General features: G+C 36.2%; 14 protein-coding genes. All 14 read right to left on the bottom strand.

Annotation, left to right across the window (positions count from 1 at the left end; translation table 11 throughout):
- Positions 1–88: 88 nt before the first annotated feature.
- On the bottom strand, positions 89–439 hold the full coding sequence (locus tag NHF50_RS08870) for a cytochrome C oxidase subunit IV family protein (protein WP_109570646.1): 351 nt from the start codon (positions 437–439) through the stop codon (positions 89–91).
- Between the two features lie 19 nt (positions 440–458).
- Positions 459–1,430, bottom strand: coding sequence for a cytochrome c oxidase subunit 3 (locus NHF50_RS08865; RefSeq protein WP_109569352.1), 972 nt, complete (start codon positions 1,428–1,430; stop codon positions 459–461).
- Between the two features lie 45 nt (positions 1,431–1,475).
- Positions 1,476–2,063 (bottom strand): cytochrome c oxidase subunit 3, encoded by a 588-nt coding sequence (locus NHF50_RS08860; RefSeq protein WP_252775889.1) that lies wholly within the window; start codon positions 2,061–2,063, stop codon positions 1,476–1,478.
- A 3-nt stretch (positions 2,064–2,066) separates the two neighbouring features.
- Positions 2,067–2,969, bottom strand: a complete 903-nt coding sequence (gene cyoE, locus NHF50_RS08855) for a heme o synthase (protein ID WP_109569350.1) — start codon at positions 2,967–2,969, stop codon at positions 2,067–2,069.
- 72 nt (positions 2,970–3,041) lie between these two features.
- Positions 3,042–5,156: an energy transducer TonB gene (locus tag NHF50_RS08850; RefSeq protein WP_252775887.1), complete on the bottom strand. Its 2,115-nt coding sequence runs from the start codon at positions 5,154–5,156 to the stop codon at positions 3,042–3,044.
- A 20-nt stretch (positions 5,157–5,176) separates the two neighbouring features.
- Positions 5,177–5,920, bottom strand: coding sequence for a deoxyribose-phosphate aldolase (gene deoC / locus NHF50_RS08845; protein ID WP_252775885.1), 744 nt, complete (start codon positions 5,918–5,920; stop codon positions 5,177–5,179).
- 75 nt (positions 5,921–5,995) lie between these two features.
- Complete coding sequence (locus NHF50_RS08840; protein WP_252775884.1) at positions 5,996–6,784, bottom strand: TonB family protein; 789 nt, start codon at positions 6,782–6,784, stop codon at positions 5,996–5,998.
- Positions 6,785–6,887: 103 nt separating this feature from the next.
- Positions 6,888–7,634: an energy transducer TonB gene (locus NHF50_RS08835; RefSeq protein ID WP_109569347.1), complete on the bottom strand. Its 747-nt coding sequence runs from the start codon at positions 7,632–7,634 to the stop codon at positions 6,888–6,890.
- A gap of 70 nt (positions 7,635–7,704) precedes the next feature.
- Entirely contained in the window at positions 7,705–8,061 is a 357-nt protein-coding gene (locus tag NHF50_RS08830; RefSeq protein WP_252775882.1) for a VanZ family protein, read from the bottom strand.
- A complete protein-coding gene (gcvH, locus tag NHF50_RS08825; RefSeq protein ID WP_109569345.1) occupies positions 8,039–8,419 on the bottom strand; it encodes a glycine cleavage system protein GcvH in 381 nt (126 codons plus the stop codon). Before gcvH ends, NHF50_RS08830 begins: the two co-directional genes overlap by 23 nt.
- Before the next feature lie 137 nt (positions 8,420–8,556).
- Positions 8,557–15,795, bottom strand: coding sequence for a cell surface protein SprA (gene sprA / locus NHF50_RS08820; RefSeq protein ID WP_254005783.1), 7,239 nt, complete (start codon positions 15,793–15,795; stop codon positions 8,557–8,559).
- Position 15,796: 1 nt separating this feature from the next.
- Complete coding sequence (ruvA, locus tag NHF50_RS08815) at positions 15,797–16,378, bottom strand: Holliday junction branch migration protein RuvA (RefSeq protein WP_109569344.1); 582 nt, start codon at positions 16,376–16,378, stop codon at positions 15,797–15,799.
- Between the two features lie 6 nt (positions 16,379–16,384).
- Positions 16,385–18,676 (bottom strand): NADP-dependent malic enzyme, encoded by a 2,292-nt coding sequence (locus NHF50_RS08810; protein ID WP_109569343.1) that lies wholly within the window; start codon positions 18,674–18,676, stop codon positions 16,385–16,387.
- Between the two features lie 62 nt (positions 18,677–18,738).
- Complete coding sequence (gene queG, locus NHF50_RS08805; RefSeq protein WP_252775880.1) at positions 18,739–19,665, bottom strand: tRNA epoxyqueuosine(34) reductase QueG; 927 nt, start codon at positions 19,663–19,665, stop codon at positions 18,739–18,741.

Below are 19,665 nucleotides of genomic sequence, written 5' to 3'. Positions count from 1 at the left end.
AACACTCTTTTAAAAGCATAAATTAACCCCACAAAAATAATAAAAAAATCCCGCTCGAAGCGGGATTTTAACTATATGTAAATATTTATTAGAATATCCATTCTAAGTGTCCTGTTTTATACACATGGTATACGTAATTACCTTCTACCAATAAAATAAAACATAGATACAAAATTAAGAATACTAAAGGACCTACAATTGACCAACGGAAACTTCCTTTTTCACCTTCTAAGTGCATGAATGCCCACATAATATAATAAGCTTTCACTAAAGTTAAGATGATGAAAATCCAATTTAAAGGGCTAGTACCTAAAAATGAAGTCATGTGAAGTGCATCCGGTTTTAAGATACCTAAAGCAACTTCTACAGTCGTTACTACTGATAATATACCGAATACTGTCCAGATTCTTTTTGTGTTTGATTCGTGTGCGTGTGCCATAATAATATCTTTTCTAAAATTAAACCAAATAGAAGAATGTAAATACGAATACCCACACTAAATCCACAAAGTGCCAGTATAACCCCACTTTCTCAACCATTTCATAACTTCCTCTTCTTTCATAAGTTCCTAACAACACGTTAAAGAAAATGATAATATTAATCATAACTCCTGAAAAAACGTGGAAACCGTGGAATCCTGTAATGAAAAAGAAGAAATCAGCAAATAATTTATGTCCGTATTCATTATGAGCCAAGTTAGCTCCTTCCACTACATATTTAGCATCTTCAATACGCTTTAATGATTCTTCTCTTGAAAGAACAATCTTCTTTTTATCTTTATTAACAAATTCTGAACGAATATAGATGTCCGGATTGGCTTTGAATCCTTCCGCAACTTCTGCTACAGAAAAAGAAGGAATTGAACTTTCCCCCATAAACCAAACTCCTTTATCACGAGTTAATGTTTCTCTTTCTTCCGGTAAAACTTTTGCAAAATCTGCCAAAGCTACTCTTTTACCGTCTTTATCTACAAATTGAAGAACAGAACCTCCGGTTGTTTCTAAAGCTCCGTATTCTCCTTTGATAAAGTTTTTCCATTCCCAAGCCTGAGAACCTAAGAAGATAAAACCTCCGACAATTGTCAAAAGCATGTAAACCGCTACCTTGGTCTTTTTCAATTGATGTCCTGCATCAACCGCTAAAACCATAGTAACAGATGAGAAAATAAGAATAAACGTCATCAATGCAACGTAATACATAGGAGCATCTACTCCATGTAAGAAAGGAAAGTGTGTAAACACTTCATCGGCTATTGGCCAAGTTTCAATAAACTTAAATCTTGAAAAACCATATGCTGCAAGGAATCCAGAAAATGTTAAGGCATCTGATAAGATAAAAAACCACATCATCATCTTACCATAGGTAGCTCCTAACGGACCCGGCCCTCCGTCTAACAAAGCGTGTTCATTTGTAGTAACTGTCGCTCCCATATTATATTAAATTGTTAAAAAGTTCCCAAATTTATTATTTTTTTTCTATTTGTAAAAGTAGAAAAATAAAAACAAGTATATCCAAATAAAATCCATAAAATGCCAGTACATCGCACTTAGTTCAATCCCAAGGGTTTGTGAGGCATTATATTTTTGTTTATAATGATTATAAATTACGTATAACAACGAAATAAATCCACCTAGTAAATGTGCCAAATGCACAATCACCACTATGTATAAAAATGAAGTTGTGATATTACTCTCACTACCTGTAAAATAATAACCTTCTGCAATTACTTCATTGAATCCTTTGAACTGAAACACCACAAACAAGATACCTAAAACTAAAGTAGCCCAAAGCATCATTGTCGTTAAGCTTCTGTTATCCTTTTTAATTGCTCTCTTAGCAAGAATAAATGTAACACTACTCAACAGTAACAGAGCCGTACTCACAGAAAAAGCAACAGGCAATTTAAAATCAGATAACCAGTCCGGTCTTGTTTTACTAACAACATAAGCACTGGTTAAGCCCGCGAAAATCATCAAAATACTGATCATTCCGAAAATGAGCAACATTTTATAGGTCTTTCCCTTTTGTGTTTCGTTTTCCTTATATGAATTATTTGTTCCCATCTCTTAATGAATAAACTTATCAATTACATAAATAATCTGCAATAAAGAAATGTATGAAACACTTACAATCATTAGTTTTCGTGCTGCTTTAGCATCCATCTCTTTATATAATTTAACAGCATAAAACAACATCCAAAACCCTAAAAGGGCTACTATAACAGCAGCCACAACGGAAAGATGTAGCCTCCCTGTAAAACCAAAAACCGGAATTAAAGAAGCCGCGATCGTCCAAAAAGTATAAAGTATTGTTTGTAAGGCTGTTTTTTTATCTCTTTTACCTGTTGGCAACATATAGAACCCTGCTTTCTCATAATCTTCATACAGAAACCAACCAATAGCCCAAAAATGCGGGAATTGCCAAAAAAACTGAATAATAAATAACGTTCCTGCTTCGATACCGAAATGTCCTGTAGCGGCTACCCAACCCAACATAAACGGAATAGCGCCCGGAAATGCTCCTACAAAAACAGATAAAGGTGTTACTGTTTTCAACGGTGTATACAAACTCACATACATGAAGATCGATATAGCACCGAACATGGCTGTTTTAGGATTTATAATGTATAAGATCACTAATCCTACAAGGGTTAAAACAAAACCGAGAATCAATGCTGTTTGTTTTGAGATCATTCCGGAAGGAAGAGGTCGACTTTTTGTTCGATCCATTAATGCATCCAAGTCTTTTTCAATCACCTGATTGAAAACATTAGATGCCCCGACCATACAATAGCCTCCTGTTGCTAACAATAGTATTGTCACCCAACAACCGGCATTCCACTCTTCAACTCCCAATAAAAACCCTGCTACTGTAGAAAACACAACACTAATTGCTAAACGCGCTTTGGTTATGGCAACAAAACTTGAAAAAAGGGACGGTTTAGCAACTGAAGCACTCAAGGAATTCAAATTATTTTTTTATTTGGGCGCAAAGATACAAAGAAGATTTTTTAATCTCAGTAGTTTTTAACGTTAAAAATTTTAATAATCAAAATACCAATTAAACAAGTCACTACGCAATCCTATAGAGAACCAAGTTGTGGTACTTTTTATTGTTGAAGCTGTTTCAACAGTAGGATCAAAATTACGATACATAAATGTTCCGAACACTTTCAAATTAGAAGCAGGATTCACAATATACCCCAATTGCAAATCTGCAATCATTACATTCGTTTTATTTCCCTGTGCGATTGTAACACCGGTATCGTACGGACGATCCTCTTCATAACTTAAAAATATATTTCCTCCGTAATTATAGGAATCTGCAGCTGTATTATAATCAAAACCTCTTTGACCGTAAATCAACTTAGCTTCACCGTAACATCTTCCTTTAAAATAACGAGCGATACCAATCAACTCTCTGAAATTAGCCCCCCAAAGGTGCCCCATGCTAATATTATTATGCGCATAATTAGTGATCGGGTTACTATGTGAGTATACATACGGACGTACTTGATTGTATTCCAATTGAAGCATTAAATTTTTCACTTTAAAAGCATCGTAGTATTTCGCTCCGATTTGGTAACCGAATTTATTACGCCAACTTTTATTTCCGGCTTTTACATCTCCTATCGCAAATTCATCTAACAAGAATTGACCGTAAAAATTAATCTGATTATTCCATTTGTATTTTGCTGTCGCACCTAAAACTGCATTCCCTGACTTTGAAGACGAGGAGAATTCAACAGCTCTGTAAAATATAACCGGATTGACAAAATTCATATCAAAGCCTCTATCGTTTGTATTGGTCCAAACTACATTTTCAAACAAACCAATATTTAATCGTTTTGAAACATTATAGCTCAAATAATGACTTGCCATGTATTTCGTTGCATAGGTCCCGTCGACAGTTACATCCGGACGAACATCTTTTAACCACATATAAGTATTTGTATACTTGATCTTCCAAAATGTTGTATTGATCTTGAAATACGGATACGGGCTTGTAGCATCACTCTGCAACAATGAGCGGTAACCATCTCCTATAAAATTCCTCCCGTAGCCCAGTTGCAGATCAATAAATTCACTAGGCTTGTATTTGATATTCGCTTCTGCCATAGGAAAGTCATAAGCATCTTCTTTGAATCGTTTTGCGATACCGATTCCCGGAATGATTGCCGGGTTTCCTCCCGATGGCTTTATACTTTCTGCATAAGCATTGTAATAATCTGCAAATCTTCCCTGACTTTCATAAATAGATGCCGAAAATGTCAGTTGTTTACCCAAACCTCCTTGTATCTGTACTCCACGCGTATTCACAAAAGTATTGGACAACTCACTGTCTGTATCTTTACCTAAACGGAAATCCACTACAGGATTAAGTGTAAACCAATATCCTTCACCCTGAATCGCTACTAAATTTTCATTCCAAAGTTTTCTTCCCAACCAGGTACTTTTATCTTTTAACTGACTCTTGTAAACCGATTCAAAATCATAATATTTAGCTACTTCGGCATAAGAATACGGTTTTACTGCCGTATGGTTATTAGCTCCTACCTGATTCATAAGCGCATCAAAATTCATATAATTCAAATGCGTAAACGGAATATTCAGATCACTTTTAAACTGCGGATTTTCAAACTCTTTATAATTATCAGCAACCGCCTCAAACTCTTTTAGCTCTTTTGAATTATCTATAAGTTTGGTATTACTTTTATCCTGACCTTCATCCTCCTCTTTTGTTCCGTAAGGTTTAGGCGCTTCGAGCGGGATTGCAATTTTTACCGTATACTTTGCATATACTTTTCTTCCTGAAAAAGTAGCCGGCTCCGGCTTAGGCATTTTTTGAAAAACCTCTTCTGTTGCTTTTTTCAATTCTTCGTCAACGGCGTCAATATACAAAGGCTTTATTGTTCCTGTTGTATCCACTTCAAACAACACATACACATCTCCTGTATAATTTCGTTTTGAAGTACTTTCAGGCACCTTAAAATTATTGTATACAAACTCCTGCACCGTATTATAAAAACACGCTTCTAACTCATTCTGATTTACTTCTTTACATTTTTCAAAAACAGGAGGCTGTTCATTTCCGCCCCCTTTTTGAGCAGTTGCAACCAACGAAAACAAAAATAAAAGGATAAAGATTTTTCTCATTATACTATTTTCAATTCAAATTAATATCCGGATTGTGAAATTCCGCCGTTTGCTATAACTTTTGCAGCTGATGTCCCGATCCTTTTTACTCCTAATTTTATCATTTCCACTGCTTCGTCAAATGTACGCACCCCTCCGGCCGCTTTAACAGGTAAAGGAAATGAATTTTCAATCATTAATTTTACTGCCGGAATAGTAGCGCCGTTAGGCTCTCCATTTGGCGTCGGATAAAAACCGGTTGACGATTTAACAAAAACATTTTCGTATTCGTCCTCTTTAAAATGTGCTACAATACTATTCTTGATCAAAGCAGATATCTGCACTATCTGATGGTTGTCCAACGCAGCAATCTCAATGATCCACTTTACGATCTTTCCGTGTTCTAATCCTAATTTGGTACAAGCCAGAACCTGATTTTTAACCAACTCAAGCTCTCCTCTTTTAAACGCTTCATAATCGATAACAAAATCCAGATCATCAACCCCATCCTCAATGGCTTTAGTTGCTTCCGCCATTTTATATTCTAACGACTGCGCTCCTTTCGGAAAATCGATTACCGTTCCGATCGTTACTTTTGACTGAGCCTCATTAATCATCTTTCTGGCTTTTGCCACAAATTCCGGACGAATCATGATTAACTTAAAATTCTCATCAATAGCTTCCTGAATGGCTTTTTCCACTACTTTTTCATTTTCTTCAGGTGAAATCCCTGCCTGTTCTGCCGTTTTAAGATAGGTAGAATCTAAATATTGCTTAATATTCATAACCAAGATATATTTGGGGTAAAAATAAAAAAATCCCAAACAATTGGGATTCTTTTTAGAATATTATTTCGGCTTTTATTGAATTCTAAAACCTATCGGCAAAGTATACTTCACTTTTACAGGAGCATCACCTTGTTTGGCCGGATTAATTTTTTTCAACTTCTTCACCGCTTTCTCTGCCGCCCTAATCATTTCTAATGTTGCCGTTGTTCTCTTGTTATTCTCTAAAACTTTAACATCAGAGAACTCTCCTTTTTCATTAATCGTAAACTCAACTAAGGCAACTCCTTGCCTTCCTTCACTATAATCGTCTTCCGGGTAGATCAAATTTTTAGAAACTGCTTTCCGTAACTGCTCTTCAAAGCATTGCATTTGTTGGTTTCTGGGCAACCCTTTACAAGCCGGAAAAGCCGGCAACACCTCTACTGTCAACAAGGTAGGAGCCTTTTTTTGAGGCATATTATTTGCAACCGAACTATTTTGACTCTCACTTTGGTTTTTTCCGGATTCAACCACTGCCTCTACCGATTCGGTAACTTGTTCTTGCACCTCCTCTTCTTCAGGCTCTTCTATTTCCACTTCGTTCTTTTTTATCTCAACTTCACTTAAATCAGCAGGCTTTGGCTCAACCTTTGCTACCACCTTTTCACTACTTCTTTCTTCTCTTATAATATTAACAGGATCAAAAGAAAAAGCCTCTTCATCAGTTATTTCGATCTCCACACCCGGTTTGTAAGTATGAATTATTTTCTCAAAACGAAATTCTAATGCGAATAACACCACAACTAACACTGCAATCAAGCCCACTTGAAAAAAGATCATTAAAGGCTTTTGTTTCTTACCAAAGTCAACATTTTGTCTCATAATACGATTTTTAGGTTAACACTTTTTTAGTAAGAGAATACAAATGTTATGCCAAAAAAAATCCCATCACTTAGGATGGGATTCTGTTTTTATTTTTGATAAATTATTGTAATCTAAAAGTAATCGGCAAACCGTATTTTACTTTAACCGGTTTTCCTCTTTGTTTACCGGGAGTAAACTTAGGTAGCTTAGAAATGATACGTTTTGCTTCTTTTTCCAATAAATCCGAATCGGCTTTTACACCTCTTGCTCTGGTCAAGATATCAACCACATTTCCTTCTTTATCGATCGTAAACTGAACCGACACTGTACCTTGAGAACCATTTTCGGCAGCTCTTTCAGGATAAGTAAAATATTTTTTAATGTGCTTGTTCATGTGCTCGTTAAAACAGTCCATTTGTTTGTTTTTCGGCAAACCTTCACACCCCGGAAAAACAGGAATGTTTTCGATTACTGCAAACGGCATCTCATCCGGAATATCATCCAAACTATCACCTTCTCCGCCTACTTCAGATGCTTTTACCACTACAACAGGTTTATCCTCCTGTACTTCAGTAGTTTCTATCTTTTTCTCTTCCAGTTTGATCTCATCTTTTACCACTTCGATCACTTCCGGAGCCGGTGGTGGTGGTGGTGGTAACCTTTGAACCGGAGGCAAAGTTATAATTGTTTCCTCTTCATCAATAACATTGTTATCTGTGATAAACTCATTTGAAGTCTCTACCGATTTCTCATAAGTTTTCATCTCAATTCCAATATACGTCAATGCTAACACTGAGGTTAATCCAATTAAAAAATAGAGTCCACTATTTCTCTTCGGGTCTACATCAGGATTCTTCTTTAGTTCCATAATTACAATTTTGAGCTGCTAATATAGTTATTTATACTATTGAAATAAAATTTTTTTAAGATAAACTCTTTTAAAGCTTAGGCTTTAAAATTAACATCGCCAACACTGCTCCACAGGTATTTGCCAAAACATCAAAAAAATCAGCTTGCCTGTTTACAGTACACACTCCTTGTAAAACCTCAATAATTATGCCATAAATAACAGCAACTATTACTATATAAAAAAATTTATCACTTTGTTTAAAGGTCTTGCTCCAAAAGTACACAAAGAAAAAATAAAATAAAAAGTGTACGACCTTGTCTTTGTTAGGGATCGGCAAAAAGGATCCTGCCGATTCCGTATCAATACTAACAAGACTTAAATAAGTAATTGCTAATGTCCAGAGGATTGCAACAAAGAAAAACTTACGCTCCGATAAGCGCTGCATAATCTTCACTTGACAATAATTGGTCTATTTCTGAAGCATCGCTGATTTTTACTTTAATCATCCAACCGTCTCCATAAGGATCGGTATTAACATTTTCCGGTGTAGTTTCTAAATCCTCATTGAATTCAAAAATTTCTCCTGATAACGGCAAAAACAGATCAGATACAGTTTTAACAGCCTCTACTGTTCCGAAAACTTCATCTTTAGCCAATGTTTGATCTAAAGTTTCTACTTCTACGTAAACAATATCACCTAATTCTTTTTGTGCAAAATCAGTGATTCCTACAGTCGCTACATCGCCATCAACAAGAACCCATTCGTGGTCTTTTGTGTACTTTAAATTGGTTGGAATATTCATTATTATTCATTTAGTTAGACGCACAAATGTAATTGTAATAATTCAAATGTAAAATAGCTTTTTTGTTATTTTTTTAATTTATGAATCAAAAAAAATACAATTATTAAGGGATTAACAAATAAACTCCCGATATAAAATTAATTACCAAAACTATAACGCAACGTAAAGCCTGCTCTTATGTTTGTTATCGGATAAGAAGTCGAGACTACGGCATTAGTAAATTGATGATCGTAATATAGGATAGCCGTGAAATTTTTACTGAAAGAATAATCTGCCGTTAATTTAACAGACCACATATCCTGACCTCCGACTAATTCATTATTATTATAATCCAGATAACGAACAATTGTATTATTCTTTCTTAATGTAAAATCAGTTTTAATATTGATATCACTTTTTATGACTCCTGTCGGGTTATCAGCCAAGGCGGAATTAATAGTCACGTCTTTAATTCTATATCCCAGACCAATGGTATATTCATTTCCGCTTACTTCAGTCAAAAGGTTATTATCAAAGCTCAAGTTCAACGTTCGGTCTTTTTTCATTTCAGCTAATATGCGTATAGAGTTCTTCATTTCAAAATCAACCCTCATTAACGGGCTGAACTGTTCCGTTAAGTTAACATTAGACATTAATTTCGAAGCATAGAAATTACCGTTAGCATCTACCGGCGAACTATTCAAATTAGAGGTATACGCATTAATATTATAACTTGCTCTGTACCCATGCTGTAACGAAAAACGCTTGAACTTATCTTTAAACCATTTGTAGCGCATTAATCCGGTATATTTCACATTCCAGTTTGGCAATGGTATATCTCTAAATAAGCCTGTAGATACTTTAGATGCATCTGAACCGGAATATGCCGCAATGAAAGCCGGCAACAATACTTGCTGACTATTTTTTCCGAATCCTACCGGATATCCTTCGGCATCAGTAGGAAAGGTTGTTGTCCCGTAATACTTTTCCGCTAATCGGTTTGCTATTACAATTCTATTATCTCTGAAGTCCTGAAATGCCTGCGAGAAATTAACATCACTTTGCGTAAAAGAGGTTCTGATCAGGATAGTAGAAATACTGAAGTTTCCGTAATTATAGGGTGATCGGGAATTATACTGTCCATTGCTTACATCATATTGTTCAGAGAAATTGTCGGCGTACATTCTATCTCCTGTTAAGTCTATTTTCAAGTCCGGAAATAATTCCATCTGAGCTGTAAAATTGAGCTGCTTATTGGTTACCTGTGTAAAACTTTGATTAAATTCCGGATAATTGGTCAACCAACCTCTTCTAGCCGCTTCGTAGCGAACATCAGATTGGCTACCGAAAACAAATCCTAAACTTGGTTTTGCTGAACCGAAGAAGCCTAAAGACGGTAAATACCCTGGCAAAACAGTACCATTTGTTTCACTATAATTGATCTGAATATTTTTCACACTTGTTAAAATTCCTTTCAAACCATTAATAAAAATATTACCATCTTTATTCTCGTTTGATTTTGCAGCCGCCGAAATCTTTTGTCCCGGTAAAGGCACTGCTGCTTTTTTAGCCGGTACATTTTTTCGTTTCTTTTTACCTGTTAATCCGATATAACGATAAAAAGCCTCCATATTGAATGATGTGTTCAACTTATGGGAATTAGCATTCTGAATCGTATTCCCCAGTTGATATACAGCACCGCTTTCCGTTGTAACCGATGTAAAAGCATCTGATGAACGTTGCCAATTATAATCTCCCGTATAAGTATACGTGGATTTAACAAAACTGAATATCGGTAACTTATTGATCGGTAAATCATAGTTAACCGTTAACTTCTGATTGAACTGATTTGGATCACCTATATCCCAATAGTTATCCCAAATATCTAATGTATTGTCTGAAGTTCCGTCCTGATTCAGATAATTGCGTACTATATTATTTCGTGATGCCTGGAAATTTAATTTCAGAGATTTAGAGATGGTATAATTGAACCCGTAATTATAATTAAAGAAGTAATTTCTTCTATATAAAGGATCCAGTCCGATTCCCTGAACATCGACCAATCTGTATTGTTGTCTGTTGTACTGCCTTATAATATTTGTACTGAAAGCAACATTTGAAGGCAAGAAATTAAAATTAAAATCAGACAGCATTTTATAGTATCCGTTTTTCTTGAGCTTTTTAGAATTTTTAAACGGTTCAAAGGTTGCCGGTTTGAACGAATAGGCATAGTCGACAGTACTTTTGTTCTGCTGATCTAACAAACTTTCTACTTCATAATCATGGTGTTCTGTTTCGTTATACGAATATGACAACGTCAGATTTTCCACATCATAAAAATGCTGTTTCTGTTCAGGCGCTCTGTTTTTCTTAACCCCAATAAAATTGATACTTGTCCGTTTTGTATAGTCTATTGCTCTGTTTTCAATGTTAGAACGTTGATCCGGATCAGTTGTTATATCTATCAACTCCTGCAATTCTATATCCTGATAATACGGATCATATTTCGGTGTAATAGTTGTTTCTCCGACTCCGTAATTGAATGGCAGATTGATACCCCATTTCTTAGGCAATAATTGTCCCAAGTTTACATTCGTGACTAAATCGTACTGAAAAAGATCTTCTCTACTACGTTCATTCGGACCTTCTTCAATTCCTCCGAAACCTATTGTACTAACTCTTGTTGTTGCTGAGACATTCGCAAAATCAGCTAAATTAGAATCCAAACTAGCTACGGCAGCATAGCCTCCTTTATTATCCATATCCGACAATCGAAGCTCATTAAACCATACTTCTCCTCGAATAATCTGACTACTTCCGTTCTTAAGACCCACCATTAAAGTACGTACCAATCCGAAATTAGGATTACCTTTAATACCTAATGTCAATTTACTACTTTCAGACCCGATTGCTTCTTCTTCAACGTAACCAATTCCGTTTGCATCATAAATAATCGAAGAATCATTATTGATTAACATCACTTTTAATTTAGTCAGTAAAGACAATGGCAACTCTATTTCATTATCCGTCGGCCAGATATCTTCCGCAGTAACAGCATTCTGACCGGTTACTTTCAACGGAATTTCCACTTGATAGAAATTTTCAGTAAAATCATTACCGAAACGTATAAAGGCTATCATCTGATCGTCTTGTAAAGGCAGGGTTTCAGGAGGTGTCGGTAATGCTTCCGCATGTAAAAACATACGTATCTTTTTATATTGACGCATGTCTACACTTACATTTTTAAACACCCCTCTTGAATCTCCGGGTTCCAATCCATTTACATAGCCTCCCAGTTTATCATAAACTCTCAACGACAAAGCTTGTTCGTTCTGATTGATAACAGTATTGTTGTTGTACAATTGTTCTCTTGTTACTCCAGGAGGAGAAACATAAGGAATAGGATAACGATTTGTGTTTTCCTGAATATTTACAGAAACTACATCAAAACCGGTTTCATCATCATCAGGATTTGTATCATTAGCATCTAAAGTACTTGTGTATCTTCTCCATGTTCCTCGTACTAAATCTAAAGCTCCGAAACGAAGTGTGATATCATCTTTAAATCCTGTCAGGTACATTCTCATAAAACGGATAGATCGCAAATCTTCAATGTTCCCTATTTTTTCTGCATTTTCTATATCTTGGATCGGAATTTTATATAAAATCCATCTTGCACTACCTGTTTGTCCGTTTGGCAGAGCAATGCTGTTATCTATACGCGCATCTACCACATAATTTTGTCCGATGGTAACTCCGTCTGACGTTGACGGATAATACTGTATCGGAACCTCAAATTTAAAATATGCGTTTATGGTATTCATCGTATTATCTCTGTTCACATCTTCAACATCCGGATATGTTGTATTCCCTCTATCTGCATCAGTAACATTTACCGGAGAGTTCCCCTGAAAACCATTATAACTTTTATATCTATTGATAACATCACCTGTAGCACTTAAGTAAAACTGGTAATTATCCCCTGCCGGGTCACCGTAGCCTGCATATTCCGTAAATTTCGCCGCCTCATCTGCATCTAATAACCCGTCGAATCCTGCATCCTGCACATCTCTATTGGCTTGATCCGTATCAAAAGCATAGATCAAAGACTGAGAACTTGGAATTTGTCCCCAACTGGTTTGAATGGTCGGCTCAATTACACCTGCTTCCGGCAATCCGTTTTCATATAGTTTTCTTCCGTCTTTCAGAATATCTTCTGATATTTCACCAAGGTTTATTACGAGTTTCCCCACATTCGTCGGATCTACATAATCATCCGGATTTCCATTATTATAAAATGGATCCATCATCCAGAACTGGATATACTCGACATTTGATTGTTCAAAATTTGTCGTACTGATCGCTCTCATTATACCACCCCAGTTGTCCGGCGCATCGACATCCGAAAATATCCCACCATTAGGTGCAATAGAAGAGTTAAAGTTATATTGCCCTCTTTCCTTAGGGAAATACGAAAGGTCTAATGTATTTACAACATTACTTTGCCCTTGAGCAACATCCGTATTAGGGTATAGCTCACTCATATAAACACGACGTGTTCTGTTTAATGACAAGTCATTTTCGCTTATCCCACCCGGGGTCTGAGAATAAAACACCGGATCAATTGAATACCAAGCTAAATGTGCTCTTTTGTCACCAATGTGAATATCATCAGTCGTTGACTCATTATCTGTAGGGTCTCCGTCAAAATTTCCTTCCAGAGGTACACTGGCAAGTGTCCAACTTGATGCTGTTCTCAAATCTATTGTAGATTGAGAACCTTCAAAATCATCGACATAGGTCGTTGGCTCTCCATTGAACTGATCTGCTTTAGAAGCATCGGGCATCAAATATGCTATTTCTCCTCTGAAAGATACATTTGAAGGTACATCTGTATCAATATTCGGTAATTTATTTACTAATCTGGTTAAGAAAGGTACCTCCGTAGAGAAATTAGTATTAAACCCGATGATCGTATTATTTACTGATTCCTGTCCGTAATTTGACTTGTTCGTAAAAGGTCTTTCCGATAGTTTAAGGAAAGTACCTCCAACCATAAAATCTTTATTGAAACGATGCTCTACATTAACCCCGTAGAAACGCTTGGTTTGCTGACCGAAAACGGAATTGTTCTCAACAGAAATCTCGATCGGTGTATTAGAAGCCTGCAATGAAGCATCGAGTATCTGAACTTTACCTAATTGATAATTCACTGTATAATCTACTCCTTCCACTAAAGTTCTACCTCCGGCAGTAACTACTACCGATCCTTGCGGTATATTATAGGCTCCGATGGAAATACCGTCTCCTCCCGTAGATTTGAATCGTCCTTTGAACTGAAATTTATTCTTTTCACTTTCCTGCAATGAAGCAGCTTGTGTTTTGGTATACATCGTTCTAAATACATACTTTGATTGATTCTCATTGTATGTCAAAGGATCTGTATAATCTTCTGAAGCTGTATTATCATTTAATTTACCGAACAAATGCTCTCCGAAAGGTTCTTTTACCGGAAAGATAATTCTAGCGTATTGAACATCTATTGTAATACCGGAATAGAAGTCAAAGAAACCGTCTCCTCCTTCCTGCGGGTCATTGGTATAATTCAAGCGATCCACATTAAACACTCTCAACAAAGGTGTTTCCTCAACATCAGCAGGCAAATTCGGTGCAGTGCTACTCGCTTTTGTAATATAATTTAAAGGTGAAGGATCTGTATAAAATATATTTAATTTAAAATCTTCTTGTTGTAATTGATAGGCTCCCGGTATCTGATAGATATTTTTCATCATCAAATTCCAAACCGGCATAGTATAGCTCCCGGATGAAACCGTATTAGTCACCAGAGTAAGGTTACTCTTTAACATTTTAAGAATAAGTGCCTGCGAACTCGGAACACCTGAATTATCAACATTAGTAGCATCTACACCATCGGTTCCGAATTCTCCCACTTGGTATACCTGATCTCCAACTGTATATTGATAAGCTACAGCTAACACTTCATCGTTTGACAAGCTCTGATTTAAAGATACATATCCTAACTGCGGATTATAAGTATATTCTGAAGTTGTTAACTTTCTGGCATTTTCCAACTTGGCATAATCAGTTCCTTCTTCTATCCCTGAAATATTAAATCCGTTATTTGCCGTGGCAACATCTCTAATATTTAAATTCAGGTAATTACTTCCTATCAGATTAGGATTGAATTGATTGTTACCGTTATTAGTCGGCGTATCCAAAGATGTTGTTCCGAAAAAGCCTGCATTAGCTCCTAAATCTATAGCAACAACTTCCTGAGAAGCTAAATTTGTCAACGGCCCTTCTCCTAAATCCTGCAAAGCCACAATATTTCGGATATTATTTTCAGTAGAATTAACTCTGTTCTGTTTATTGGTAACCCAAACTTCAATACGAGTAATCTGAACCCGGCTATCTATTACCGGATAGTTTCTTAAAGCTCTATCGTATTTATCTCTAAAATATTGTGATAAGAAAAAGTGTCGATTCGCATCGTAATCCAATGCAAACAACTCAAATTCTTGTACTGTTCCGCCACCTTGTGATGTTACCGTCTTTGTTTGAGATTTTTGCTCCGAAAAAACGCCCGTTACAGTCGTTTTTCCGAATTGAAATTGTGCTTTTACACCGAATAAACTTTGGGCTCCACGTATCAACGAATTAGACAGGGGAAAACTAACATTTCCCACTTCTAATTTTTGTAATATATCATCTTCATTGGAACCGTACTCTAGCTTGATCAGGTTTTGAAAAGCGAAGGTAGACTGTGTATCGTAGTTAACATTTACATTTAAACGGGTTCCGACTTTCCCTTGTAAACCTACACTAATTCTCTGATTAAAATCAAAAGTTGTGGTTTTTCTGTTCCTTGGAGAAAGTGCCGGATTATCCTGTTTGGTAAAACGTACCCCTAAATCTATTTCTACAGAACCTGTCGGTTTAATATCAATGGTATTACTACCGAAAATAGTTTCAAAAAACTTAGAATTTACATAATACCTTGGCAACAGGTCCTTTTTAGCTTCTTCACTTCCCTCTTTTTTACCGTCTATCGCTGCAGATTTTTGCTGATAATATTCACGCATTTGCTCTCTTAACACCAATTCCTGATATTGTTCCGGTGTTAAAACCATTGGATAATTAATGTTAAAACCGTCAAAAGTTCGGGTATAAATATAACGATCTGTTATGGGATCATAAGTATAGGCTTCGACAATACTTTTAGGGTTCGGAACTTCTATCTTTCCGACATCGACACCTGTTTTAATAGAATCCTGTTCTTCTGTTTGTGCAAAAGAAATAACCGGAGCAAAAAAGAATAAAATTCTAAAAATAGAAATAATACTACTTAGTGAATTTTTTGTATAAGTCTGTTCCAAATTATAAATTTTTTAATGCTTCTTTAATTAATTGTTCTACTGAGGCATTTGGGACATCTCTAAAAACTTTGTCAATTGCTTTTTCAGCAGCTTTTCTGGCAAAACCTAAAACTTCTAATGCTGATAACGCTTCTTCTTTATTTGTATTGTCTACAACAACCGAAACATCGTCTAAATTGTAAACTTTTAACACTTTTTCTTTTAAATCCAATATGATACGCTGTGCTGTCTTAGCTCCGATCCCTTTTATCCCTTGAATAGTGGCCACATCATTTGATGCGATTGCCTGAATAATATGAGTGGGCGGAATGGAAGACAACATTGTTCTCGCTGTACTTGCACCTACTCCTGAAACCGATAAAAGCAATTTAAACAATTCTCTTTCTTGTTTTTCAACAAAACCGTATAGTGTATGTGCATCTTCTTTAATCTGTAAAAAAGTAAATAACTTTAAATTTTCAGAATCTGGAAGTAAAGAATATGTGTGAAGTGAAATATTAATAAGATAACCCACTCCATTGCAATCAATCACAACATCAGTAGGTGTTTTTTCGACTAATCTTCCTTGAATATGGGTTATCATTATAAATTATTTTTCTGTATGTTTATTTTTTCTCTCTTTTTCCTGAGCATCAACAACAGCTACCGCCGCCATATTTACCATTTCTTCAACACTGGCTCCTAATTGGAAAATGTGAACCGGTTTATCTAATCCTAAAACGATAGGCCCAATGGATTCAGATTCATTTAATTCCTTCATCAATTTATAAGTAATATTAGCCGCATCCAGATTAGGGAAGATCAACGTATTTACTTTTTTATTCACCAATTTAGAGAACGGGAATTTACTTTTCAACATCTCAGAATTTAATGCAAAGTCCGTTTGAATTTCTCCGTCTACGATCAGTTCCGGATTATTTTTATGCAAATAAGCTACTGCTTCTCTGATTTTTTTAGCCGTTTCTTTTGAGGAAGAACCGAAATTTGAAAAAGATACCATTGCCATGATCGGTTCCATACCAAACATTCTAACCGTCTTAGCTGTCATTAAGGCTATTTTTGCTAAATCTTCCGCACTAGGATCCGGATTAATTGCTGTATCTGCCAAGAAAAGCGGACCGCGCTTTGTCATCATTAAATTGGTTGTTGCAATTTTTGAAACCCCTGCCGCTTTAGGAATCAGTTCCATAACAGGTTTCACAACCGCCGGATAACTTCTGGAATACCCTGTCACCAAAGCATCTGCTTCTCCCTCATTAACCATCATAAGGGCAAAATAATTGCGCTCTCTCATCCATTTTTCGGCTTCTAAAAGCGTAACTCCTTTTCGTTGTTGTTTTTTCCAGAATGAATTAGCGTAACGTTTTCTTGTTTCGTCTTCATCCTTAGTCTTAGGATCTAAAATTGCCACATTAGCATCAAAACCTATTTCCGATTTTAACTCCTGAATAGTTTCTTTATTTCCTAACAAAACCGGAATCCCTATTCCTTCTTCATAAACTATCTGAGCCGCTTTTAAAACATCTAACTGATCAGCTTCAGCAAAAACAACTCGTTTCGGATCTGTTTTAGCTCTATTCATCAGCAAACGAAGCATTTTATTATCTGCTCCTAAACGATCTAACAACTCAATTTCATATTTTTCCCAATCTAAAATCTCCATTTGAGCTACGCCCGAATCCATAGCCGCTTTTGCTACAGCCGGAGCTACGGTTGCGATCAATCTCGGATCAAAAGGTTTAGGAATGATATAATCTCTACCGAATGTTAATTTTGTTTCTCCGTAAGCAATATTCACTTGCTCCGGAACCGGTGATTTTGTCAGATTCGCCAAAGCGTGAACGGCTGCCATCTTCATCTCCTCATTAATTTTAGTCGCTCTTACGTCTAACGCACCTCTGAAAATATAAGGAAAACCTAGCACATTATTCACCTGATTAGGAAAATCAGAACGTCCGGTTGCCATAATAATATCTTTACGTGTGCTTACCGCCAGATTATAATCGACCTCCGGCACCGGATTTGCCATAGCAAATACAATCGGATCGTTATTCATTGCCAAAAGCATATCCGGCGTCAGCACATTCCCTACTGACAACCCTAAAAACATATCAGCTCCTTTTATGACTTCGCTTAATGTCATAGGCTCGCAGTCTTTAGCATATTGCATTTGAACGTCTAATAAATCCGTTCTGTTGGTTGTCAACATGCCGTCTTTATCAAACATGTAGATATTTTCTCTTTTTACACCTAACAGTACATAAAGGTTAGCACAAGCTAAGGCTGCTGATCCTGCTCCGGAAACTACTAATTTAATCTTATCGATTTCCTTTTCGGCTAATTCCAAAGCATTCAACAAGGCCGCTGACGAAATGATCGCTGTTCCGTGTTGATCATCGTGCATAACAGGAATATTCAATTCCTCTACCAATCTTCTTTCAATCTCAAAGGATTCAGGTGCTTTAATGTCTTCCAGATTGATCCCTCCGAATGTAGGTGCAATATTTTTTACCGTCTGAATGAACTCTTCTATATCTTTAGTTCCTACTTCAATATCAAATACATCAATACCGGCAAAAATCTTAAAAAGTAAGCCTTTTCCTTCCATCACGGGTTTTGAGGCTTCTGCTCCGATGTCGCCCAGACCTAAAACGGCAGTTCCGTTAGAAATCACGGCTACTAAATTTCCTTTTGTAGTATATTTATAAACGTTATTTACGTCTTTTTTAATCTCTAAACAGGGTTCAGCAACTCCCGGTGAATAGGCTAATGATAAGTCTCTCTGTGTTGCATATTTCTTAGTAGGTACCACTTCTATTTTCCCCGGTACGGGTTTAGCGTGGTATAATAAAGCTTCTCTTCTTTTTGTATCTTTATGCATATAATAAGTTTTATATGAACTTACAAAGTTAAAATAAGCTTTGAAAGAAAAAAATTTTAGGACTACTCTTTTAAAAATTTAATATTTCTTACAAGTCCTTCGTATTTTGTTCTCTTAACTGCTGATTTTTTAAATAGTTGATTGAATGCCTCTTTCGATAGGTTTTCCCAATCATTCTTTGTAAAATGTAACAAGTTAAAATTAGGCTCAAAGGCAGGCTCATTGTGTGGCTTTGCGAATCGATTCCAAGGGCAAACATCCTGACAGGTGTCACAACCGAAGAACCAATCGTCAAATGTTCCTTTAACATCTTCCGGTAGTGCTCCTTTTAATTCAATGGTAAAATAAGAGATACACTTACTTCCGTCAACTACATAGGGTGCCATAATCGCTTCAGTAGGGCAAGCGTCAATACACGCCGTACAAGTTCCGCAATGATCAGTTGTAGGTGAATCATAGTCCAATTCCAGATCAATAATCAGTTCAGCAATAAAATAAAAAGAGCCAATCCCTTTTGTTATAAGATTAGCATTCTTTCCAATCCAACCTAAGCCTGCCTTAGCCGCCCAAGCTTTATCTAAAACCGGCGCTGAATCCACAAAATAACGCCCATTGACCTCTCCGACCTCAGATTGGACAAAATCTAACAATTGTCTTAATTTGTCTTTTATAACAAAGTGATAATCTTCTCCGTAAGCATATTTGGAGATTTTATAGGAGTCGTTACGTTGTTTTTCTTCCGGGTAATAATTCAATACTAATGAAATGACGCTTTTTGAACCTTCAACTAATAAACGCGGGTCTAAACGTTTATCAAAATGATTCTCCATGTAGCCCATCTCTCCGTTTCGTTGTTCTTTCAGCCATTTTTCTAATCGGGGCGCTTCCTCTTCCAAAAAATCTGCTTTAGCTATACCACAAGACAAAAAGCCGAGTCTTTTCGATTCGGCTTTGATTAATTGTGAATATTTTTCTTTGTTGTTAATCAA

The organism is Flavobacterium sp. NRK F10, from assembly GCF_024054235.1.
In the GTDB taxonomy this organism is placed as follows: Bacteria; Bacteroidota; Bacteroidia; order Flavobacteriales; family Flavobacteriaceae; genus Flavobacterium; species Flavobacterium sediminis.
This window is presented reverse-complemented; position numbering and strand designations above follow the sequence as displayed.